The organism is Nocardia sp. A7 (genome assembly GCF_046549215.1).
GTDB lineage: Bacteria > Actinomycetota > Actinomycetes > Mycobacteriales > Mycobacteriaceae > Nocardia.
Map to the genome: position 1 here is coordinate 131,319 of NZ_JAJPWE010000006.1, position 19,929 is coordinate 151,247.

General features: G+C 68.0%; 18 protein-coding genes and 1 riboswitch. Of the genes, 3 read left to right on the top strand and 15 right to left on the bottom strand.

Going from position 1 to position 19,929, the window contains the following annotated elements; translation table 11 throughout:
* Window positions 1-205: 205 nt before the first annotated feature.
* Together ACLJPD_RS29480 and ACLJPD_RS29485 are read left to right on the top strand one after the other, a co-directional pair.
* A complete protein-coding gene (locus ACLJPD_RS29480) occupies window positions 206-1,207 on the top strand; it encodes a methylenetetrahydrofolate reductase (RefSeq protein ID WP_410876464.1) in 1,002 nt (333 codons plus the stop codon).
* Between the two features lie 137 nt (window positions 1,208-1,344).
* Entirely contained in the window at window positions 1,345-2,487 is a 1,143-nt protein-coding gene (locus tag ACLJPD_RS29485; RefSeq protein ID WP_410876465.1) for a Fic family protein, read from the top strand.
* A 30-nt stretch (window positions 2,488-2,517) separates the two neighbouring features.
* On the opposite strand, the gene ACLJPD_RS29490 is transcribed toward ACLJPD_RS29485, so the two are convergent.
* From ACLJPD_RS29490 to ACLJPD_RS29555, 14 genes are all read right to left on the bottom strand, one after another.
* On the bottom strand, window positions 2,518-3,048 hold the full coding sequence (locus tag ACLJPD_RS29490) for a DinB family protein (protein WP_410876466.1): 531 nt from the start codon (window positions 3,046-3,048) through the stop codon (window positions 2,518-2,520).
* Between the two features lie 90 nt (window positions 3,049-3,138).
* Complete coding sequence (locus ACLJPD_RS29495; RefSeq protein ID WP_410876467.1) at window positions 3,139-3,717, bottom strand: DUF2867 domain-containing protein; 579 nt, start codon at window positions 3,715-3,717, stop codon at window positions 3,139-3,141.
* A gap of 197 nt (window positions 3,718-3,914) precedes the next feature.
* Window positions 3,915-5,063: an LLM class flavin-dependent oxidoreductase gene (locus tag ACLJPD_RS29500; RefSeq protein WP_410876468.1), complete on the bottom strand. Its 1,149-nt coding sequence runs from the start codon at window positions 5,061-5,063 to the stop codon at window positions 3,915-3,917.
* Complete coding sequence (locus ACLJPD_RS29505; protein ID WP_410876469.1) at window positions 5,060-5,869, bottom strand: DUF1684 domain-containing protein; 810 nt, start codon at window positions 5,867-5,869, stop codon at window positions 5,060-5,062. Before ACLJPD_RS29505 ends, ACLJPD_RS29500 begins: the two co-directional genes overlap by 4 nt.
* Window positions 5,866-7,233, bottom strand: coding sequence for an NtaA/DmoA family FMN-dependent monooxygenase (locus ACLJPD_RS29510; protein ID WP_410876470.1), 1,368 nt, complete (start codon window positions 7,231-7,233; stop codon window positions 5,866-5,868). Before ACLJPD_RS29510 ends, ACLJPD_RS29505 begins: the two co-directional genes overlap by 4 nt.
* Window positions 7,230-8,411 (bottom strand): LLM class flavin-dependent oxidoreductase, encoded by a 1,182-nt coding sequence (locus tag ACLJPD_RS29515; RefSeq protein ID WP_410876471.1) that lies wholly within the window; start codon window positions 8,409-8,411, stop codon window positions 7,230-7,232. Before ACLJPD_RS29515 ends, ACLJPD_RS29510 begins: the two co-directional genes overlap by 4 nt.
* Complete coding sequence (locus ACLJPD_RS29520; RefSeq protein ID WP_410876472.1) at window positions 8,408-10,051, bottom strand: dipeptide ABC transporter ATP-binding protein; 1,644 nt, start codon at window positions 10,049-10,051, stop codon at window positions 8,408-8,410. Before ACLJPD_RS29520 ends, ACLJPD_RS29515 begins: the two co-directional genes overlap by 4 nt.
* Window positions 10,048-10,932 carry an ABC transporter permease gene (locus tag ACLJPD_RS29525; protein WP_410876473.1) on the bottom strand — a complete coding sequence of 295 codons (885 nt, stop codon included), beginning with the start codon at window positions 10,930-10,932 and terminating at the stop codon, window positions 10,048-10,050. The genes ACLJPD_RS29520 and ACLJPD_RS29525 overlap by 4 nt, the downstream gene beginning before the upstream one ends.
* Entirely contained in the window at window positions 10,925-11,977 is a 1,053-nt protein-coding gene (locus ACLJPD_RS29530) for an ABC transporter permease (protein ID WP_410876474.1), read from the bottom strand. Before ACLJPD_RS29530 ends, ACLJPD_RS29525 begins: the two co-directional genes overlap by 8 nt.
* Window positions 11,978-12,065: 88 nt before the next feature.
* A complete protein-coding gene (locus ACLJPD_RS29535) occupies window positions 12,066-13,679 on the bottom strand; it encodes an ABC transporter substrate-binding protein (protein WP_410876475.1) in 1,614 nt (537 codons plus the stop codon).
* On the bottom strand, window positions 13,676-14,746 hold the full coding sequence (locus tag ACLJPD_RS29540) for an LLM class flavin-dependent oxidoreductase (RefSeq protein ID WP_410876476.1): 1,071 nt from the start codon (window positions 14,744-14,746) through the stop codon (window positions 13,676-13,678). Before ACLJPD_RS29540 ends, ACLJPD_RS29535 begins: the two co-directional genes overlap by 4 nt.
* Window positions 14,747-14,774: 28 nt before the next feature.
* Window positions 14,775-15,737 (bottom strand): ABC transporter substrate-binding protein, encoded by a 963-nt coding sequence (locus ACLJPD_RS29545; RefSeq protein ID WP_410876477.1) that lies wholly within the window; start codon window positions 15,735-15,737, stop codon window positions 14,775-14,777.
* Window positions 15,738-15,768: 31 nt separating this feature from the next.
* On the bottom strand, window positions 15,769-16,530 hold the full coding sequence (locus ACLJPD_RS29550) for an amino acid ABC transporter ATP-binding protein (RefSeq protein ID WP_410876478.1): 762 nt from the start codon (window positions 16,528-16,530) through the stop codon (window positions 15,769-15,771).
* Window positions 16,527-17,504: an amino acid ABC transporter permease gene (locus ACLJPD_RS29555; protein ID WP_410876479.1), complete on the bottom strand. Its 978-nt coding sequence runs from the start codon at window positions 17,502-17,504 to the stop codon at window positions 16,527-16,529. The genes ACLJPD_RS29550 and ACLJPD_RS29555 overlap by 4 nt, the downstream gene beginning before the upstream one ends.
* Window positions 17,505-17,661: 157 nt before the next feature.
* Window positions 17,662-17,755: riboswitch (SAM riboswitch) on the bottom strand.
* A gap of 248 nt (window positions 17,756-18,003) precedes the next feature.
* Between ACLJPD_RS29555 and ACLJPD_RS29560 the strand changes: the two genes are divergently transcribed.
* Window positions 18,004-18,723, top strand: a complete 720-nt coding sequence (locus ACLJPD_RS29560) for a hypothetical protein (RefSeq protein WP_410876480.1) — start codon at window positions 18,004-18,006, stop codon at window positions 18,721-18,723.
* Between the two features lie 32 nt (window positions 18,724-18,755).
* Here the strand turns inward: ACLJPD_RS29560 and ACLJPD_RS29565 are convergent, their stop codons facing one another.
* Window positions 18,756-19,928, bottom strand: a complete 1,173-nt coding sequence (locus tag ACLJPD_RS29565; RefSeq protein WP_410876481.1) for a glycosyltransferase family 2 protein — start codon at window positions 19,926-19,928, stop codon at window positions 18,756-18,758.
* Between the last annotated feature and the right edge of the window lies 1 nt (window position 19,929).

Sequence of the window (19,929 nt, forward strand, 5' to 3'; positions counted from 1 at the left end):
GCCTCACCTGCGTCATACCGAACGATACGCGGGTGAGCCGGTCATCCTCCGGCGCACACGCCCGCTGCGACGCAGCCCACACCCGGCGTTTCGGCGCCTCCTGCCACCATCGTCACGTTTACCGGACTTGACATGTTGTCGGGTGTTCGGTGGCCGGTTTCCCGGTCGGTGCCGGGCAGCCATCGCCTCCCACTAGACTGAGCCGGTGGATTTCGACAATGGACGGGGAAGTTCGACCCCAGATCGACCCGCCCAGCGGCCGTCGATCGTCTCGAACACCCCCTCGGTGGTGCAGAGTCTGCGCACGCACTCGGGCAACGGCGTGCCGTTCTCCGTGGAGTTCAACCCCCCGCGTGACGAGGCAGGCGAGGCTCGGCTGTGGCGCGCGGTTCGTGAGTTCGAACGCATGCACCCCGCCTTCGTGTCGATGACCTACGGCGCGGGCGGTTCCACCCGCGACCGCACCGTCCGCATCACCGGCGCCCTCGCGCAGGAAACCACCCTGCTCCCGGTCGCCCACCTGACCGCCGTCGGTCACAGTATCGCCGAACTGCGCTCCCTGATCGGCTCCTACGCCGACTCCGGCATCTGCAATGTCCTGGTCCTGCGCGGCGACCCGCCCGGCGACCCACTTGGCGCATGGGCCAAACACCCCGGTGGCGTCGAATACGCCGAGGAACTGGTCCGCATCGTGCGCGATCTCGGCGACTTCCACGTCGGTGTCGCCTCGTTCCCCCAGGGCCACCATCGCTCACCCGACCTCGACCACGACACCCACCATCTGGCCGCGAAACTCCGTGCGGGAGCCGAGTATTCGATCACCCAGATGTTCTTCGACGTCGAGCACTACCTGCGTCTGCGCGACCGCGTGATTGCCATGGACCCCATCGAGGGCACCAAACCGATCATCCCCGAACTGATGCCCATCACCTCCCTGCGCACCGTCGCCCGCGCCGAAGAACTCAGCGGTCGCCCCGTCCCGCCCGCCGTCGTGGCCCGCCTCACCCGAGCAGCGGGTACCGGCCCGGAAGAAGACCGCGCCGCCGTCCGCGCCGAAGGCATCCAGATAGCCACCGAAATGGCCCAACGCCTCACCGACGAAGGCGCCCCCTGCCTCCACTTCATCACCCTCAACTTCGCCAAGGCCACCAGCGAGGTCCTCACCAACCTCGGCTACGGAGTAACCGCCGCCCCACTCAGCGCGTAACCGAGGGCGCTTGTGCTACTTTTCGCGCGAAAAGTAGCACAAGAAGCTGGCGGTGCTACTTAAGTAGCACTACCCTTCGTCAGTGATACTTTTCGGCTGAAAAGTATCATTGAATGCCGATCCGAGGGGTTGAGCTGATGCTTCTGGAGGACTTCTCCACCGCGCAGCAGGTAAACGTCGTCCGCGCGGACAATGGATACCGCGCGTTCTCGCCGCCACCACTGCCGCCGAACGTTCAGATGTCTCCGAAACTCGTCCGCAGGCTGTCCAGCGCGGATCGGGCCGTTGGCGAGTTGGCCGGTCTCGGGCGCGGACTGCCCAGCCCCGAGCTGTTCGGCCGGGCACTGGTGCGCCGCGAGGCCGTGCTGTCGAGCCGGATCGAGGGCACCGTCGCGTCGTTGTCGGACGTGGCGATGTACGAGGTCGAGCGTCCCGCCCACCCTCGGGGTGACGTCCAAGAAGTGTTCAACTACATGAGCGCGATGGATCATGTTCTCGATCCGGGTAGGCGCTTGCCGTTGAGTCTGTCGCTACTGCGGGAAGCGCATCGGATTCTGATGACGGGCGTTCGTGGCGATTACGCCACCCCCGGCGAATTTCGGCGCAGTCAGAACTGGATCGGCCCTCCAGGATCCACCATCGACACCGCGAAATACGTTCCGCCGCCACCGGAATCGCTGTGGCAGGGCCTGGATGCCTTCGAGAAGTTCCTGCATGCGGACGGGGAACTCCCGCCGCTGTTGGCGATCGCCGCGGTGCACTATCAGTTCGAGGCGATCCATCCCTTCATCGACGGCAACGGTCGCATCGGCCGGTTGCTCGTGGTGATGCTCTTGGTCGAGTGGGGCTTGCTGCCCGGCCCCTTGCTCGACCTGTCGTCCTACATCGAGCCACGGCGTAACCGGTACTACGAAGGCTTGCTGCGTGTTTCGACCGACGGCGATTGGCTCGGCTGGTTCGACTTCTTTCTCGAGGTCATCGAGGAGCAGGCCCGTGACAGCCTCGCTCGCGCTGTGCGTCTGGATGCGCTGCGGACCGAACTCAGGCTGCGGGTCGCCAGAGCCCGCTCATCCGGCCTCCTGCCGATCCTGATCGACGAGCTGTTCCGCTCCCCGATCATCGGCATCGCGAATGCGATGAAGGCGCTCGATGTCACCCACCGCGCCGCCACCTTGAATGTCGAAAAACTAGTGGAGGCAGGGATTCTCATAGAAGTAACCCGAGCCCGCACCCGCTTCTTCGCCGCACCGGATGTGCTCGCGGTGATGAACGGCACCTGAGGACGGGTCAGCGCTGTCGCGACGAGGTCGTCACTCGACGTTGCGGGCTGCGCGCAGCGGTCGCAACTGGCCGATCTCGGTGACGTTCTTCATCAGCTCGCTGTTCACCCAGGCGAGGGTATGGGCGACGGTCTTGTCGGGGTCGCTGTGCCACGGAAAGGTCGCTGGGGCGGCGAGATCGGCGTCGGTGACCTGGTCCAGAATCGGCAGCCATTCCTCGCGCAGGCCGCGCAGATGAGCGGTGACCGCGGGCCCTGGTCCCGGCCAGGTGATCTCGGTACGGTCCCGTGGAGTGCGCGCCCGCAGGTGGTCGATGGCGACGCTCCACCACCACCCGATGTGCCAGCTGATCCAACCGATGGTCGGGACCGGAATCGGATCGGGCTCGGAGTCGGCCCAGTCCGGCACCCAGACACCGCGTTCGTCGAGGTGCAGCGTCCAGCACAAACCCGCGGGCTCCCACAGGAAGTCGTCATCCTCCAGCCGATCGAGATGGAACTCGAACAGGGACCAGGTCAGGTCGAACTGCCAACGCAGCACGGCAGAACACGATGCAGCCACGCACCACATCCTGCTCGGAACCCTCGATCCCGACCATTGGTTTTGCCGACCAGAAGCACCTGGGCCCAGCGCGTTCGGATATCGGGCTGCCTACTGTGTGACGGCGAGGTCGTTCCAGGTTCGTTCCCAGCTGCGGGTCATCGCGGGATAGACGATGCCGTAGCGGAAGGGCTTGATCAGGGCCATGTAGAAGCGGCCGAACCAGCCGTTGGGCTTCACCAAAACGGCCATTTGCAGGCGGTAGCCGGTGTCGTCGGGGACCCAGCCCAGGTGCATGATGCCGTGCATCGTGCCGTTGGCGATTTCGGCGGCGTATTCGTTGTCGAGGACGTAGAGGCTGGTGAGGGGGCTGTCCTCGACGGGGGTGTCGGTGTCGCGGAGGTCAGCGGGGAGACGGTCTCGTAGGGACGCGACTCGGGTACCGGTGCCTGCGTCTTCGCGGTCCCAGCCGAACCATTGGCCCAGCTTCCAGCGGATTGTGAACAGTAGGCCGCTGAGGCCGGTGGATTCGGAGGCGCGTTCGGCTCGGAGGGCGGACAGCAGGGCGCGGAAGTCGTCGGGGCCGCCGCCGGGGGTGCGGAACCGCCAGATGTCCTCGACGGCGAAGTCGGGGGCGATTTCGTGGATGCGCCAGGGTTGATCGGTGTGGGCCGATTCGGGCAGTCGCATGGCAGGAACCTCCATTTGTACGGTGGCGTATAAATGGACGATACCGCTGATATACGCCTACGTATGCATAGAGTCGATGTGACGAATGTGGGCTTGACGGGCGTGGCGGCCACGGGATGATGCCATGGCCGCCACGTCGCGCGAGAACTTTGGTCTACCTCGCGTTCGGGCACGCACCCTCGAGCTGGTCGGCGCGGTCAGGCGGCGCGGGCGGCTCGCAAACCCCATGCGTCGGCCAGCAGGCGATGGGATTCGAGGCGGTCGGCGTGGTGGTGGGTGATGGTGGTGATGAGGAGTTCGTCCGCGCCGGTGACCTTCTGGAGGGCGTCGAGGCGCTCGACCACAGTGGTGGGGGAGCCGACGATCTGGGAAGCGAGGCGGTCGTCGACGAGACGGCGTTGGTCCGCGGTGAGGGGGGAAGCTGTGGTGGGGTCGAGGTATTCGGCCGCGCCACCGCTGCGGATGCTGTGGACCCAGTGTCCATAGGTGCTCGCGTGGTGGCGGGCGGTGTCGTCGTCGGCTGCGACCACGACGTCCGCCGACACGATGACGTGCGGTTCGGCCAGCATCTCCGACGGCCGGAATGCCGCCCGATATGCCGCGACCGCGTCCAGCGCCGTACCCGGCGCGACGTGATAGGCAGCCGCGAACGGCAGCCCCGACGCGCCTGCCAGTTCGGCGCTTTCGCCCGCCGAACTGCCGAACAACCACAGCTCGGCGTCGATACCCTCACCCGGAACAGCGTGCAGCTCAACACCATCGGCGGTGAAGTAGCGGCCGTCGAGTAGCGCCTGAACCTCGGCCACCTGGTCGGCGAAGTCCAGCGGCTCCGCACCGGGAAGCTGCAGCGCCTCGGCCGAAGCGAGGAACTTCGAGCGGTCGGTGACCCGGCGCGGATCGAAAGGCGGTGGCACCACCACGCCGTCGCGGACCTCGGTGCGCCCGGTGACCGTGTCGAGCACGGGATGCCCGCCCTTGGTGGTCGCCGCTGCCGCACCGAACTGGCTGATCCGGTGCCCGGACCGGCCCAGACCCAGATCGAGCCGACCGGGATGCAACGCGTCGACGGTGCCGAACGCCTCCACGATCGAAGCCGACGTGTGATGGCCCACCTGCACCGCCCCGGTACCGACCCGAATGCGCGAGGTGGCCGCGGCGACCAGCCCGAGCAGCGTCAGCGACGACGAACTCGCCACCGACACGAAATGGTGCTCGGCCAACCAGTATCGGCGGTAGCCCCACTGCTCGGCATGGCGAGCCAGGTCGATGGTGTTACGCAATGCCTGTGCGGCACTTGTCCCTTCGCTGATCGGGGACAGATCGAGAATCGACAGTGGAACGCTCATAGCTTCGGATCCTGTTCTCCCGCTTCGATCGCCACGCGCAACCTGTTCTCGCGTGGCGCGACGGGGCAGGTGGCGAAGTCGGTGAACGCGCAGGGCAGATTCACGGCCCGGTTGAAGTCGAGGGTGACGGTGCCGTCGGCCTCGACCGCGCCGATGGCGAGCGAGCGGGCCGCCGGGTAGGTGGTGACGCCGCTGGTGGCGTCGGTGAACAGCACCTTGAGGTCGTCGGCGTTGCCGAAGGCGACCAGCGCCTCATGGCTGTCACCGAGCTGGAATTCGATGATTCCCGCGGCGCTGTGGTGGTGCTCCAGCCCGTCGACCACGGCGCCCGTGGTGACGGTGCGCGCCTGCCCGAACGGGGTGAACCGCCCGGTCACGACCCAGCGCGGGTCGGCCGGATAGGCCGCGACGCCGGTGAACGCGGTCAGTGTCGGCGCGGCCGGATCGTGCACGCGCACCGCGAACTGCCCGGAGCGCCGGATCACTTCGAGGACCTTCTCCTCGTTGAGCACGCTCACCCCGGGCGCGCCCTCCCCGGGCGTCACGATCCGCACGCCGGCGATCCGCTCGCCGTCCACATCGAGCCGGTCGGCGGGCTGGGCAGTGATGAACACCTTCTCGTCGGTGACCCACCAGGTGCCGGGGACGCCGTCCAGGCGCTGCGGGCTGTCGGTGAGCCAGTGCAGCCCGGCCAGGCTGAGCCAGCCGAGGGGGTCGCGCAGTCCGTCCTCGCGGGCGTCGTGCCAGCGCGACCATTTGTCGGCGAATGTGGTTGTGGTGCTGAGGTTCTCGACAGTGATGGTCATGACGCGCGTGCTCCTTCGGCGACGGTGTGGTGGTGGGGGTGACGCAGACCGAGGTGGTCGCGCAGGGTGGTGCCGGTGTACTCGGTGCGGAAACTGCCGCGTTCCTGCAGTGCGGGAACAACCTTGTCGACGAATTCGTCGAGTCCGGCGGGGGTCAGGTGCGGGACGAGGATGAAACCGTCGGCGGCATCGGACTGCACGTAGTGGTCGATCTGATCGGCGACCTGGGCGGGCGTGCCGATGAACTGCTGGCGGGCGGTGACCTCGATGATGAGTTCGCGGATGCTCAACTTCTCCGCCGCTGCCTGCTCGCGCCACGCTTTCGCGACGGCCAGTGGGTCTTTCGTGTGCCTGACCCGGCCCCGGGTGATCTCGGCCGCGGCGTCGGGATCGACCTCGGGCAGCGGGCCGTCGGGGTCGTAGCCGGAAAGGTCACGGCCCCACACTTGTTCGAGGAAGGCGATCGCGGTCTGTGGGCTCACCTGCTGGTAGCGGATGGCGCGGGCACGCTCGTTCGCCTCGTCGGCGGTGTCGCCGAGGACGAACGTGGCCGCGGGCAGAACCAGCAGGTCACCGTGTGCGCGACCGTATTTCGCCAATCGGTCCTTGACGTCGGCGTAGAACTTCTGGCCCGCCTCGAGGGTGCCGTGTCCGGTGAAGATCGCATCGGCGGTCTTCGCACCGAACTCACGCCCTTCGTCGGAATCGCCCGCCTGCAACAACACCGGGTGCCCCTGCGGGCTGGGTGGCACAACGAAAGGCGCCGCGAAGTCGAACTGTGTACTGCGGAAGGTCGTTTCGGGAACCTCGCGGGCGAAGACACCACGCTCGCGATCGATCACCAGCGAGTCGGCCGGCCAGCTGTCCCACAGCGCCCTCGTCGCGGCGACCGCCTCTTCCGCACGCCGATACCGTTCGCTGTGCTCGAGGTAGCCGCCGCGCCGAAAGTTCGCACCCGTGAACGCATCCGAGGAGGTGACCACGTTCCACGCGGCCCGGCCGCCGGAGAGGTGATCGAGCGAGGCGAACTGCTTGGCGACCTCGAACGGTTCGTTGTAGGTGCTGTTGATGGTGCCTGCCAGCCCGAGCCGTTCGGTCACCGCCGCCACCGCGTTGAGCACGGTGAACGTGTCGGGCCTGCCGACCACATCCAGGTCGTGGATCTGTCCACGATGCTCGCGCAGCCGCAACCCTTCGGCCAGGAAGAAGAAGTCGAACAGGCCGCGTTCGGCGGTGCGCGCCAGATGCTCGAAGGACACGAAATCGACCTGCGATTTCGACGCCGGATCGGCCCAGACGGTGGTGTTGTTGACGCCGGGGAAGTGCGCGGCGAGGTGGACTTGCTTACGTGGTTTCGAGGTCACTGCGCTGCTCCTGTCGTGGCGTATCGGCTTGCGGGGCGGGGGAGGCCGAGGCGATCGCGCAGGGTCTCGGGTCGAGGGTTCGGCGTGGTCGCCGGTGGGCGGACTGTTCGCCGGTGAGCGGTGAGTGTGGTCAGGGTGGACTGGAGGGCGAGTGGCCGCACAACCACTCCGTCGGCGATCCCGGACCGCGCGATCTCCGCGAGCAGTTCGTCGAGTCCGGCGACAGTGCCCACATGACGGAGCCGGGTGGTTTCCGCCTCGCAGGTGGGTGCCGTGCTGGGTCGGCGCGCTGTGGGCGTCTCGGCGTGTTCGGCCCACCGGTCGAGCTCCCGTACCGCTGCCTGCGCTCCATCGGCCGAATCGTCCAGCTGGACGACGAGATCCAGCAGTATCCGCACGCTGTCGGGATCGCGGCCCGCGGTGGCGATGGCGGCACGCAGGGCGATACGACGGGCGCGTGCGGTGGCGAGATCCGGGGCGGTGATGCGGATGAGGTCGGCGCGACGGACGGCGACTTCGGTCGATTCGGGGGTGTCGGCGCGGACCGTGACGATCGGTTGTCCCTGGGGCGAACGCGGGGTGATCGACGGGCCCTTGACCGAGAAGTTCTCGCCGATGAAGTCGATGTAGTGCAGGCGGTCGCGGTCGATGAACCGGCCGGTGGGGACGTCGCGGATCTCGGCGTCGTCCTCCCAGCTGTCCCACAGCCGGGTCACCACCTCGACTGCTTCGTCGGCCTCGTGCCACAGCGACTTCGGCGTTTGCACGGCCTTGCGCCCGAACGCCTTCGCGTCGGCCGTGGAGACGCTCACCTCCCACCCCGCGCGACCGAGACTCGCGAAGTCGAGCGCGGTCACGGCCTTGGACACGTGGAACGGTTCGGTGTGGGTGACCGGCACCTGGGGGATCAGGCCGATGCGGTTGGTCAGCGGGGCGGTGCGGGCGGCGATCGCGACGGCGTCGAGCCTGCCGCGGGTCGCGGCCGCACCTCCGGACTGGATGCCGAACGAGTCGGGCAGGAAGACGGCATCGAACCCGAGCTCCTCGGCCGACGAGACCACGGCCGTCCAGTAGTCGGCGGTGAACAGGTCTTCGGCACGGGAATCGGCGCGCCGCCAGGACGCGGGATGCGTTCCGGTGCCCGCTGTTTCGATGCCGAGGAACAGTGGCTTGCTCATCGGGTGAGGTCCTTTCCGTCGAGGGGATCGATCCGGGTGCCCGGCGCGGGGATCGCCGCGAGCAACTCCCTGGTGTAGGGGTGCTGAGGATCGGTGAACAAGGTTGCGGTGGAGCCGGTTTCGACGATGCGACCGTGGCGCATCACCGCCACCCGGTCGCTGATCCGGCGCACCACGGCCAGGTCGTGGGAGATGAACAGGTAGCCGAGCGCGAGTTCGGTTTGCAGGGCGTCGAGCAGGTCGAGGATCTGCGCCTGCACCGAGGCGTCGAGCGCGGAGACCGGTTCGTCGAGCACCAGCAGGTCAGGGCGCAGAGCCAGGGCGCGGGCGATCGCCACCCGCTGTCGTTGTCCGCCGGACAGTTCCGCGGGCTTGCGCTCGGTGAAATCCGCGGGGAGCGCGACCTGTTCGAGTAGTTCGGCGACCCTTTCGGTGCGGTCGCCGACGCCATAGGCCCGCAGGGGTTCGGCGATGATGTCGGCGACATCCCATCGCGGATCCAGCGAGGAGTACGGGTTCTGGTACACCACCTGGAACCGTTGACGGAGCGCGCGCAGACGCTTTCGCCGGACACTGGTGAGGTTGTGGCCGTCGAAGGTGACTGTCCCGCTGTCGGCATCGGTGAGGCGCAACGCGATGCGAGCCGTGGTCGACTTGCCCGAACCGGATTCGCCGACCAACGCGAGTGTTTCGCCGCGATCGAGGCTGAACTCCACGTCATCGACGGCGGTGATCGAGCCCGCGCCCGCATGGAATCGCTTGTGCAGGGCACGAACGGACAGCAACGGTGTGTCCGCTCTGGCACGCGGCCGACGGAACGGGGTGGGCGACAGCGCGGGGGACGCGGCCAGCAGTCGCTGAGTGTAGGGCTGCGACGGACGGGCCAGAACCTGTGCGGTGGCACCGGATTCGACGACCTTGCCCTGTTCGAGCACCACCACCCGATCGGCACGCTCGGCGGCCACGGCCAGGTCATGGGTGATCAGCAGTACGGCCGTGCCCCGTGCCGCGATCCGCTCGGCCAGTCGATCGAGCACCTGCCGCGCCACCGTCGCGTCGAGCGCACTGGTCGGCTCGTCCGCGATGATCAACTCCGGCCCGCACGCCAGCGCGATCGCGATCAACACCCGCTGCCGCTGCCCGCCGGACAGCTCGTGCGGATACTGCCGGGCCCGCACCTCCGGCCGATCCAAGCCGACTTCCTCGAGCAGGTCGAGGGCCTGCGATGCTGCCCCGCGCCGATCGGCCAGTCGATGCACCAGCAGCGCCTCCGCCACCTGATCGCCCACCCGCAGCACCGGATTCAGCGACAGGCCGGGATCCTGTGGCACGAACCCCACCCGCGCGCCCCGCAGTCGCCGCAACGTCTTCTCGTCGTCGGGATCGACCCGCTCACCATCGAATTCGATCCCGCCCGAGGTGATGCGTGCCGACGCGCCGAGCAGCCCGATCACCGCGTGCGCCACCGTCGACTTCCCTGACCCGGATTCCCCGACGAGGGCGACGACCTCTCCTCGCGCCACCTCGATCGACACACCACGAAGCGCGGTGACGGTGCCCGCGCCGACCTGGTAGGCGATGTGCAGGTCGTCCACTCGCAGCAGGGGGCCGGGAGTGCTGTTCGGAGAGTCGCGCGTCATGATGCGCTCCTTCCCGCGAAGCGGCCGAGACGCTGGGCCGACAACACCACGGCGACGATCACGAGGCCGGGCAGCGTGGTCAGCCACCAGGCCGAAGCGAGGAAGTTGCGGCCCTCCGAGATCAGCGAACCCCATTCGGGGGTGGGCGGTTTGGTGCCGTAGCCGAGGAAACTGAGCGAGGACACGGCCAGCACGGCCATACCGAATTCGACTGCGGCCAAAGCGAGTACGGGCTGGAACGAATTCGGCAGCACATGCCGAGTCAGCACCGCGTACCAGCGCACACCGGAAGCGTGCGCGGCCTCGACATAGGGCGCGTGCCGCACCCGCAGCACCTCCGAGCGCATCACTCTCGCGAAGTTCGCGATCAGCGAGATACCAACGGCGAGTGCCACATTGCGGGTGCCGAAGCCGAGGGCGGTCACGAGTGCGAGCGAGAGCAGCAGCGAGGGAATCGACAGCAGCACATCGACCACGCGCATGATCGCGGTGTCGACGATGCCACCCGCCGCCCCCGACAGCAGCCCGAGCAACGACCCCGCCACCAGCGCGATCCCGACCGCGGTGAGTGTCGCGGTGAGCGACAGCCCCGCACCGTGCACCATGCGCGTGTAGAGGTCGCGCCCGAGATTGTCGGTGCCGAACCAATGCGCGGCACTGGGCGCCTGGAACTTCTGCGCGGGCACGCCGATCAGCGGGTCACCGGAGGCGAACACCGTCGGCGCCACCGCCCACCCGACGGCGATCACGAGTACGACACCGGAGAGCGCGAGTCCCAGGTGCCCGCGCGTCCAACGCAACACCTGTGCACCGCGTGCGACAACGGATGCCGCACTGGGCTGTTCGGCGACTCTCTCGCGGCGCACAAGAACGTCAACCATGGTCGCTCCCTTCTGTATCAGTGGTGCGAGTCCGGGCAGATGGCGGCGATGCGGCGGCAGTAGCGAGCGGCGGGGCACTATCGACAGCCGCGTCGGCCCGCGTCTGCACCGGGCGACTGCGCCGCGTACCGGTGATGCGCGGATCGAGTAGCGGATAGAGCAGGTCGACCACCAGATTCACGCCAACGAAAATCAGGGCAGAGAGCAGCACCACCCCCTGGACCACGGGGATGTCCTGGTTGAGCACGGAGGTCTGGGTGAGCCTGCCGACGCCCGCGCGGGCGAACACCGACTCCACCACCACCGACCCGGCCAACATCGTGCCGACCAGCACACCCGCGATGGTGAACGCGGGCACGCTCGCCAGCCGGGCGATGTGGCGGCGCTGCACCCACCAGCGCGACGCCCCCTTGGCCAGCGCCACATCGGTGAACGGCTGACGCCACGTGTGTTCCAGCCCGGCGGCGAGGACCTGGGCGAGCACCGCACCGATCGGCAAGGCCAGCGTCAGGGCGGGCAGTAGCGTTCCGCGCAGCCCGGTCCCACCGAAGGCGGGGAACCAGTGCAGTCGAAACGAGAACAGCTGCAACAGGAGTAGACCGGTCCAGAATGTCGGCACCGAAACACCCAGTGGCGGTAGCGTACTCAAGGTGTTGCGGAGCCACGGCCGCCGCGTATAGGTAGCGGCGAACGCGAGGGCCGTCCCGCCGATGATCGCGAAAAGTAGTGCGAGAGCGGCCAATCCGAGCGTGGCCGGGATGACGTCACCGAGGGCTTCGGTCACCGGCTGACCTGTGTTGATGGATCGCCCCAGATCGCCGGTGACGGCATTGCCGAGTGCGGTCACATATTGTTCCCACAGTGGCTTGTCCAGGCCGTAGCGAGCCTGCAGCTCGGCGATCGCCGCCTGGTCCACCGGCGCGCCGGTGCCCGCGTTGTCGGCCGCCATCGACACCGGATCCGCGGGCAGCAGATACAGCACGACGAACGAGATCGTGAACGCCGCCCACAGCACCCAGATCGCCTGCAGTATCCGCGAACCCACGTACCGTGCGAAGTCTGTCCGTCCGGCCGCGCGCCGAACACCGCGCGCCGAGCCGACACGCCGCAGACTTCCGACCAGCCCGCTCATCTCAGTGCCCGCTCAACCAGGTGTCGAAGAACTGCAGTCGCGCCGAGGCCTCGAACTTCAGATCCTGGGTGTGCGCGGCCGCACCGATCGCCTGCGACAGCTCGATCGTGGGGATGTAGAGCCCGTTGTCGAGCACCTGCCGCTGCGCGCTCGCGAGCAGTTCCGCGCGGGCGGCCGGATCGTTGGTGGCGAGCTGCCGGTCGAGGGTCGCGTCGAGCTCGGGGATCGGGCCGCGCGCGTTGATATTGCGCCCGGCCAGGCCGAACGACGTGCGCAGGATATCTCCGTCGGCGCGGGTCGAGTTGCCGTAACCGGCGTCGACATCCTTGGCGTTCTGCCTGGCGATGGCCTCCGGGGTGGACACGAGATCGAGCTTCAGGTCCACCCCGACCTGGCGCAGTTGCTGTTGGACCAGCTCGAGAATCGACTGATTGCCCGCGAACACCTGGCTGAACGTCACCGCGAAACTCAGTCGCTCACCGTTCTTGGCCCGCACGCCGTCCGCGCCGAGCACCCAGCCCGCCTGATCGAGGATCGACTTCGCCTTGGCCGGGTCGTAGGCCAGGCGCGCCGACTGATCCAGATATGCCGGAGTGGCCGATGCCAGGCTGGAGGTCGCCGGCTTGAACTGCGGACCGAGCACCGTCTCGACGAGCTGCTTGCGGTCGATCGCGGGGAGCAGCGCCTGTCGGACCGCCGGATCACGCAGCGGGCCACGAGTCACGTTGACCTGCAGGCCGAACGGAGTGCCGGGGTTGGAGGTCGACAGGACCCGACCGCCCACGGCCTCGATCTGTGGAGCGTCCTGGGGCAGCGCGTCGCTGATCGCGTCCAGCTGGCCCGACGCCAGGCTGCCGGTGCGCACACCCGATTCGGGAACGACGGTGAACTCGATCCGATCCAGATACGCCTCACCCTGGTGGCCGAAAACAGCGGAGCCCCAGTTGTATCCGGCGCGCTTGGCCAGCGTCACCGAGGTGTCCTGCTTGTAGGAGGCGTAGGTGAACGGCCCGCTGCCGATGTTGTCTCCCGCGCACCGGGCCTCGGCCGGTTTGGCATTGGTGGACTGCGCCAAGATACCGAGCTGCGCGGTCGAGGACGCCTGCAGGAACTGGGCGTTGGGCGCACTGAATTCGACACGGGCGGTGAGCTTGTCGACCGCGGTCGTGCCGACGTAGCCGGTCAGGTAGCTGGCTCCCAACTGCGCCTTGGCGGCACCGAGCTCGACGATCGCGTCGAAGGTGTCGCGCACCGAGTCGGCGGTGAGCGCGGTGCCGTCGCTGAAGGTGACCCCGTCGGCCAGCGTGAAGGTGAACACCTTGGCGTCGGCACTGACCTCCCAGCTCTTGGCCAGCCACGGGGTGATCGCGCCGGTCTTCGGGTCCTGATCGGTGAGCGAGTCGACGATCTGGCGGGCCACATAGATGGTCTGGTTGGTGCCCGACTGCGCGGGGTCCGAGCAGGTCGGCGCGCCGGAAAGCCCGTAGCGCAAGGTGCCGCCGGGCTGCGGCGGACCGGCCTGTCCATCGGTGCCCCCGGTGTCGGCGCCGCACGCGACCACCGTGGTAGCGGCGGCGAGCACACCCGCGAGAGCAGCGAGACGATGTCGGATCACGAGATAACTCCAGAGAATTCACGGCCGGTGGCCAGGGGACGGCTGGGAATGCGGCGGCGCAGCTCGGGCGCCACCTCGGCCTGGAACAGTGCGAGACTGTCCAGATAGTCGGATTCGGTGCGGCCGTCACGTTCGGCGGACAGGTGGATCACCTCGTGCCCGAACTGCTCGTGGTAGCGGCCGACCTTGTCGATCACCTGCTCCGGGCTGCCGACCAGCGCCGACGAGCGGGCGACGAAATCTTCGATCGTCTCGAACACGACGGGATTGCCGACCTTGCGCTGCAGCGAGGTCCGCGCCTCGAAGAGCGGGCGGAACACCGCCACGGCCTCCTGCGAGGTCCGCGCGACGTGAAAGCCCGCCGTGCCCGCGCCGACGAGCGCATCGGCCGGATCGTGCCCGTGGTGCGCCCACCGTTCGCGATAGTGGCGGATCAGCTCGGCATACGGCTCGATCGGATTGGTGACATTGGCCGAGAACACCGGATCACCGTGGCGCGCGGCCAGTTCCACCGACTCCTTGCTGGTCGCGCTGCCGTGCCAGATCCGCAACCGCGGCTGTAGCGGTCGCGGCAACGCCTTGGCCGCGGTGATCGAGGGCCGGAACTGTCCCGACCACGTCACTTCGTCGCTGTCCCAGAGCTTTCGAAACAGCTCATACCCTTCACGATTGCGCTCCCACTGATCCTCGGTGGTGACGTGATAGAGCTGCGCCTGTGCCGCGCCGTTGCCCTTCCCGATGATCAGCTCGAGCCTGCCCTCGGACAGGTTGTCCAGGGTGGAGTAGTCCTCGAACGCGCGCACCGGATCGAGCAGGCTCAAGGTGGTGACCGCCGTGAACAGACTGATCCTCGACGTGACCGCCGCGATATGGCTCAGCACCACGGGGGGAGCGGCCGAGAGGAACGGATCTTCGTGCCGCTCACCGACAGCGAACCCGTCGTAGCCGAACTCCTCGGCGCGCCTTGCCTGGTCGATCACCTCGCGCAGGCGATCGCGTGTACTCGGCACCACGCCGGTCACCGGATCGGGCACGCGGGTGATCAGCGTCATCAGCAGGAATTTCATGCGCGTACTCCTGGCTTCTCGAACGACCTCATGCGGCAGGCTTTTTCGGCAGACCGGGTGGGTTGATCCGCGATTCGGTGACCTTCTCCGAATCCAGGCCCCACCGATCGAGGACTTTCTGGTAACTGCCGTCGGCGATGGCATGGGCGAGCGCCTTGTGTACGGCCGCGTTGAGCCCGCTGTTCTTCTTGGACAGCACCGCGATCTCGCCCTGGAGGGCTTCGCCGGCGCCGGAGAAGGTAGCGATGATCTTGGTTTCGCCGGTGGTCGTCGAGTGATAGATGCCCGTCGGATTCGGGCCGATGTAGCCGTCGAGGCGTTTCGAGGCGAGTGCGAGGTAGTAGTCGGTGACCTGCTGGTAGTAGGCGATGTCGATCGGCGCCAGCCCTTCGGCGACGTTCTGTTCGTTCCACTTCACCAGTAGCTGTTCCTGGTTGGTTCCCGCACCCACGCCGATTCGCTTGCCCACCAGACTCTTTCGGTCGCTGAAGACTAGCGAGCTGTCCTTGGGCACCTCGAGCGCGACATTGTCCTTGCGGTAGGTCGCGAAGTCGTACTTCTCCTTGCGTTCCTCGGTGACCGTGACATTGGAGATGAACGCGTCCACCTCGCCGGAATCGACGCGCACGAAGTTCTGCGACCAATCCGCCACCTGCGGAACAAGTTTCAGGCCCAGGATGTCGGCAACCAGCGAGGCGAAGTCGATCTCGGAACCCACCACGGTCTTGTCGTCGGTGGCATAGAACCGCAGCGGCGGCGCGGCACCGCCCGACCCGGTGACCAGGAGCGTGCCGCGATCGCGAATGGCCTGCGGCACTTCGGCGGCGATCGCGTCGACCTTCGCCACCCGCACCCTGCCCTCCTGGGTGGGCGAGAGGTCGAAGGTGACCGAACCCGCCTGGACGGTCTCGGCGAATTCCGGATCGGTGGTGCATCCGGTGGTGAGCAGCATCGTCGCCGAGATGATGCCGATCAGTGTGGAAAGTTTCATCAGTGTCGAAACCTGTCGTGGGAAGGGATACTCAGCGCACGCGCGACAGGAATGCCTGCGTGCGTGGATGGTCGGGGTGGTCGAGGACCGTGGCGGCGTCGCCTTGTTCGACGATCTGTCCTTCGTCGAGGAAGACGACCGTGTCGGCGACCTCACGGGCGAACCCGATTTCGTGGGTGACGATCACCAGGGCCGTGCCGGTGACGGTGAGATCGCGGATCACGGCGAGGACCTCGCCGACCAGTTCCGGGTCGAGCGCGGAGGTGGGCTCGTCGAACAGGATCAGGCGCGGCTTCAGGGCAAGGGCTCGCGCGATGGCGACGCGCTGCTGCTGGCCGCCGGAGAGCCTGCGCGGGTAGGCGTCGGCGAAATCGGCGAGCCCGACCCGGTCGAGGAGTTGTTTCGCCTCCGCGAGCACCTCGCCGCGCGGCCGCCGCTGTGCCGCGACCGGGGCGAGCACGACGTTGTCAAGGACCGTGAGATGCGGGAACAGATTGAACTGCTGGAACACGAAGCCGATCTGGCTGCGCTGGGCGCGCACCGCGTGGTCGGGTAGCGGGCGCAGGGTGTTGCCGCGCTGCCGGTAGCCGATCAGCGCACCGTCGACGTGCACGGTGCCCGCGTCCTGTGCCTCGAGGTGGTTGAGCACCCGCAGCAAGGTGGACTTGCCCGAGCCGGACGGGCCGATCAACGCGACGACCTCGCCGGTACGCACCGCCAGGTCGACGCCACGCAGCACTTCGGTGCCGTTGTAGGACTTGCGAATTCCCCTCGCCTGCACCGCTGGGGTCATCGGGTGGCTCCTCGGGGTGCGACGGCGATCTCGGAGACCTTGGCGCGGACCCGCTGCCACGGTGTCGGCGGCAACTCGCGCTGCGCGCCCTTGGCATAGTGACGTTCGACGTAGAACTGGACGATCGTCAGCGCGGTGGTGAGCACGATGTACCAGGCTGTGGCCACCATCAGCAGCGGCACCACCCGGCCGTTGCGGCCGAAGATCACCTGGACCTGGTAGAACAGCTCGGCGATCGCCATGACCGACACGATCGAGGTGCCCTTGAACAGGCTGATCACCTCATTGGCGGCGTTCGGCAGAATCGAGCGCATCGCCTGCGGCAACACGATCGTGCGGAACTGCCGCCAGCGCGGAATCCCGAGCGCCGCAGCCGCTTCCAGCTGACCACTGTCGACGGCGAGTAACCCCGCCCTGATCAGTTCGGCTGAATACGCGGCCTGATGAAGGGCCAGGCCGATCACCGCCGCGGTGAAACCGCTGATGACGCCGTTGACTTCGAAATCGAAGAACGCAGGCCCGAACGGAACACCAACGGACAGGCGGGGATACAGGTAGGCGATGTTGAACCAGAACAGCAGCTGCACGATCAGTGGGATCGAACGGAATGCCCAGATGTAGGTCCAGGCGATCACCCGCAGCACGGGATTGTTCGACACCCGCCCGATGGCCAGTAGCGTGCCGATCGCGAATCCGAGGACGGTGCCCCACAGGGTCAGCTCGATCGTCACTCGCAGCGCGGCCAGCACCGATTTCGCGGTGAAGTACTGGGCGAAAGTGCCCCAGTCCCAGCCGGGATTGGTGATCAGACCGTGCGTGAACTGGGCCACCAGCAGCAGCGCGATCGCCGCGACGACCCACCGCCACGGGTGCCGCGAGCCGGCGATCCGGGGAAGGTCGTCGGACAGTGGCGCAGTGGGCGGCGCGTCGCCCGGCGGGGCGGTCTCGGCGTCGGAGACGGCGGACGCGGTCATGGGAGTCCTTCGCGAAAACAGTGGAACGAGGCACAGTGACCTCCACCCGGCCAGCTACGGGCTCACGATCTGGCGGCGCTCAGGCCCGACAGGCCGTTGCGGTCACCCGGCACTGGTCGATATGTCGGCGGCGATATCCCACGGTCAACACGAAACTCCTCCATCGATCCCGGCAGAAGCACCCACACCCTCGAGCGGGCGGGTTGCTGCGACGTCGTAGAGCCAGGTCTCTCGGTCGCTCTGGATGGTTGTGCCCTGGCGGTTGGGCCCGAGCTGAATCAGCATGTGGCACAGGTGTGACCGCGCACAACGGTAGAAATCAGCGTGAGCGCAGAGCTTGGAACCGGCCGGAGGCACCGGCATAATTGCCCGGGTTCGGCGTGCTCGGTGGATTCGCTGCGAGTTGGCGACGCGCCGAACGGTCGGTAACCTCACCTGCCGGGATTCACCCACTGCGCGCGGTAGCGTCGGCTTTCTCTGCGTCGATGAGGAGTACGTCGTGATCGTGCCGCGCCGTTCCACCACACTGACCGCGCTGACGGCCTGCGCCGCCGCGCTGCTGCTGGCCGCGCCACTCGCCGCCGCCGAACCGGTCGCGCCGGTGGCGCCCGCCGTTACCAGGGACGCCCCGAACGCCACGCCCGCCGCAGGACCGGGCGATCTCCTCGGCGCCTACCAAACGGTCGTCGAGACGCTGAAAGCCATGGGCATCCAGCCGTTCCTCTACCCCACGGTCGCCGCGAACTGCACCGGTGACGGCGCGGGCCTTGTCCCCGCCGTCGCGGGCGCGGTGCCGGGCCCGTGGCCGGCGAACACCCTCCCGATCCCCGGTCTCGACCTCTCCGCCGTGAAGTCCGGCCAAACCCTGTTCACCTTCTTGCCCTACGGCCTGGCCCCCGACACCGCCGCCACGAAGACCTCCGGCATGCAGGTGGCCTGGCTCAATATCAGCACCGGCCGCGGTGGCATGGCCTCGATGGGCCCGATCGCCGACATCGTGCGCGCCATGGTGCCGCCCGAGGTCCCCGCCGAACTGCGCCCCCTCGCCGAAACCGCCATCCGCGACTTCCTCTTCGCCGCCATCCCCGTCGGCGGGGTGCGCGCGGTCCCCGTCGACACCGGCCGCGGGACCGTGTTGGCTGCGGTCTTCGGCACCACCGACAACGCGGGCCGCTCCTGCTTCTTCTTTCCCACCGTCGGCATCACCGAGGTCGACTGAGTCCTGGAGCGTCGGCCGACCGGGAACAGTCCTCAGGCGCGGCGGGCGACGGGGTCGTCGGGAGTGATCAGAGGCCGTTGTTTCCACCGGAGGCGGCCGGTCCGGTGGCGGTGGTGGGAGCGGGTCCACAGGGTCAGATAGTTGGCTACAGCCACGGGGTGGGCCAGGGCTGAGATGAGGTCGGAACTCGTTGGGCGGCGGCGGGTTTCGATGGTGCGGGCGGTGAGGCGGCTGGTGATGGCCGCCAGGTAGCCGAGGATGCCTGCGCGGCGGGTGCGGCCGCGACCGCAGAGGGCGGCCAGTGGGGGGATCCAATAGGCAAGGGCAGCAAGGATTCCGATGGCGGCACCGGTGTCGCGGCGGCCGCCGAAAGCCGACCAGAGCCAACGGGTGTATCCGTCGGTGAGTTCGGTGGTGCCGGTGTACATGCGGGTGCTCGCGGCCTGCCCTGCGGTGACCAGGGCGGTGCGGTGGCCTGCTCGACGCACCGCCCGCGCCAGGTCCAGATCTTCGGTGGCACTGGCGGCTACGGCCCCGTGGCCGCCTGCGGCACGGTAGGCCTCGACGTCGACGGCCAGGAACTGCCCGCACGCGACGGCGGTGGACGGGCGCAGGCTGTGGTTGGCGGGGCCGACGGGCAGGGTCGAGGCCCATGACCAGGCGAGCAGCGGCTGGACCAGGTATTCGGTGGTCGAACCCGCTTCCTGCATCGGCCAGACCGAAACCAAACCCGCTTCGCGCCGACGCAATTCGGTGACCGCCGCGGCGATCGCATGGGGAGCCAGGCGCACATCCGCGTCGATGAACACCAGGGCGGCCGCGTCGGTGCGGGCGGCCAGGCGGGCGCACGCGGCGGCTTTGCCGGTCCAGCCGGGAGCGGGGTTGGCGGCGGAACGGAGCACGGTGAAGCGCTCGTCGCCGGCGATCGCGGCCAGTGCGACGTCGTAGGTGCCGTCGGTGGAGGCGTCGTCGAGGATCAGCACGTTCAGGCGGGGGACGCCGGTCTGGGCGCGCAGGTCGCCGATCAGCGCGGGTAGGCGCTCGGCTTCGTCGCGGGCGGGCACACAGACCGTGACGGGCTCGATCACGCCCGCGACGCCGCGCGGCAGGGTGCGCAGGGTGGCCAGGTTGTAGGCCGCGGTGGTCGCGCCGAGCGCGGCCAGGCCGGTGCCCGTCCAGGTCAGGTAGCGGGTGGCCGCGCCCATG

Bases quoted from the DNA above. Each gene is read 5' to 3' on its own strand.
- ACLJPD_RS29485 (WP_410876465.1), top strand. From the start codon at position 1,345: ATGCTTCTGGAGGACTTCTCCACCGCGCAGCAGGTAAACGTCGTCCGC.
- ACLJPD_RS29495 (WP_410876467.1), bottom strand. From the start codon at position 3,717: ATGCGACTGCCCGAATCGGCCCACACCGATCAACCCTGGCGCATCCAC.
- ACLJPD_RS29500 (WP_410876468.1), bottom strand. From the start codon at position 5,063: ATGAGCGTTCCACTGTCGATTCTCGATCTGTCCCCGATCAGCGAAGGG.
- ACLJPD_RS29505 (WP_410876469.1), bottom strand. From the start codon at position 5,869: ATGACCATCACTGTCGAGAACCTCAGCACCACAACCACATTCGCCGAC.
- ACLJPD_RS29515 (WP_410876471.1), bottom strand. From the start codon at position 8,411: ATGAGCAAGCCACTGTTCCTCGGCATCGAAACAGCGGGCACCGGAACG.
- ACLJPD_RS29520 (WP_410876472.1), bottom strand. From the start codon at position 10,051: ATGACGCGCGACTCTCCGAACAGCACTCCCGGCCCCCTGCTGCGAGTG.
- ACLJPD_RS29525 (WP_410876473.1), bottom strand. From the start codon at position 10,932: ATGGTTGACGTTCTTGTGCGCCGCGAGAGAGTCGCCGAACAGCCCAGT.
- ACLJPD_RS29540 (WP_410876476.1), bottom strand. From the start codon at position 14,746: ATGAAATTCCTGCTGATGACGCTGATCACCCGCGTGCCCGATCCGGTG.
- ACLJPD_RS29545 (WP_410876477.1), bottom strand. From the start codon at position 15,737: ATGAAACTTTCCACACTGATCGGCATCATCTCGGCGACGATGCTGCTC.
- ACLJPD_RS29550 (WP_410876478.1), bottom strand. From the start codon at position 16,530: ATGACCCCAGCGGTGCAGGCGAGGGGAATTCGCAAGTCCTACAACGGC.
- ACLJPD_RS29555 (WP_410876479.1), bottom strand. From the start codon at position 17,504: ATGACCGCGTCCGCCGTCTCCGACGCCGAGACCGCCCCGCCGGGCGAC.
- ACLJPD_RS29565 (WP_410876481.1), bottom strand. From the start codon at position 19,928: ATGGGCGCGGCCACCCGCTACCTGACCTGGACGGGCACCGGCCTGGCC.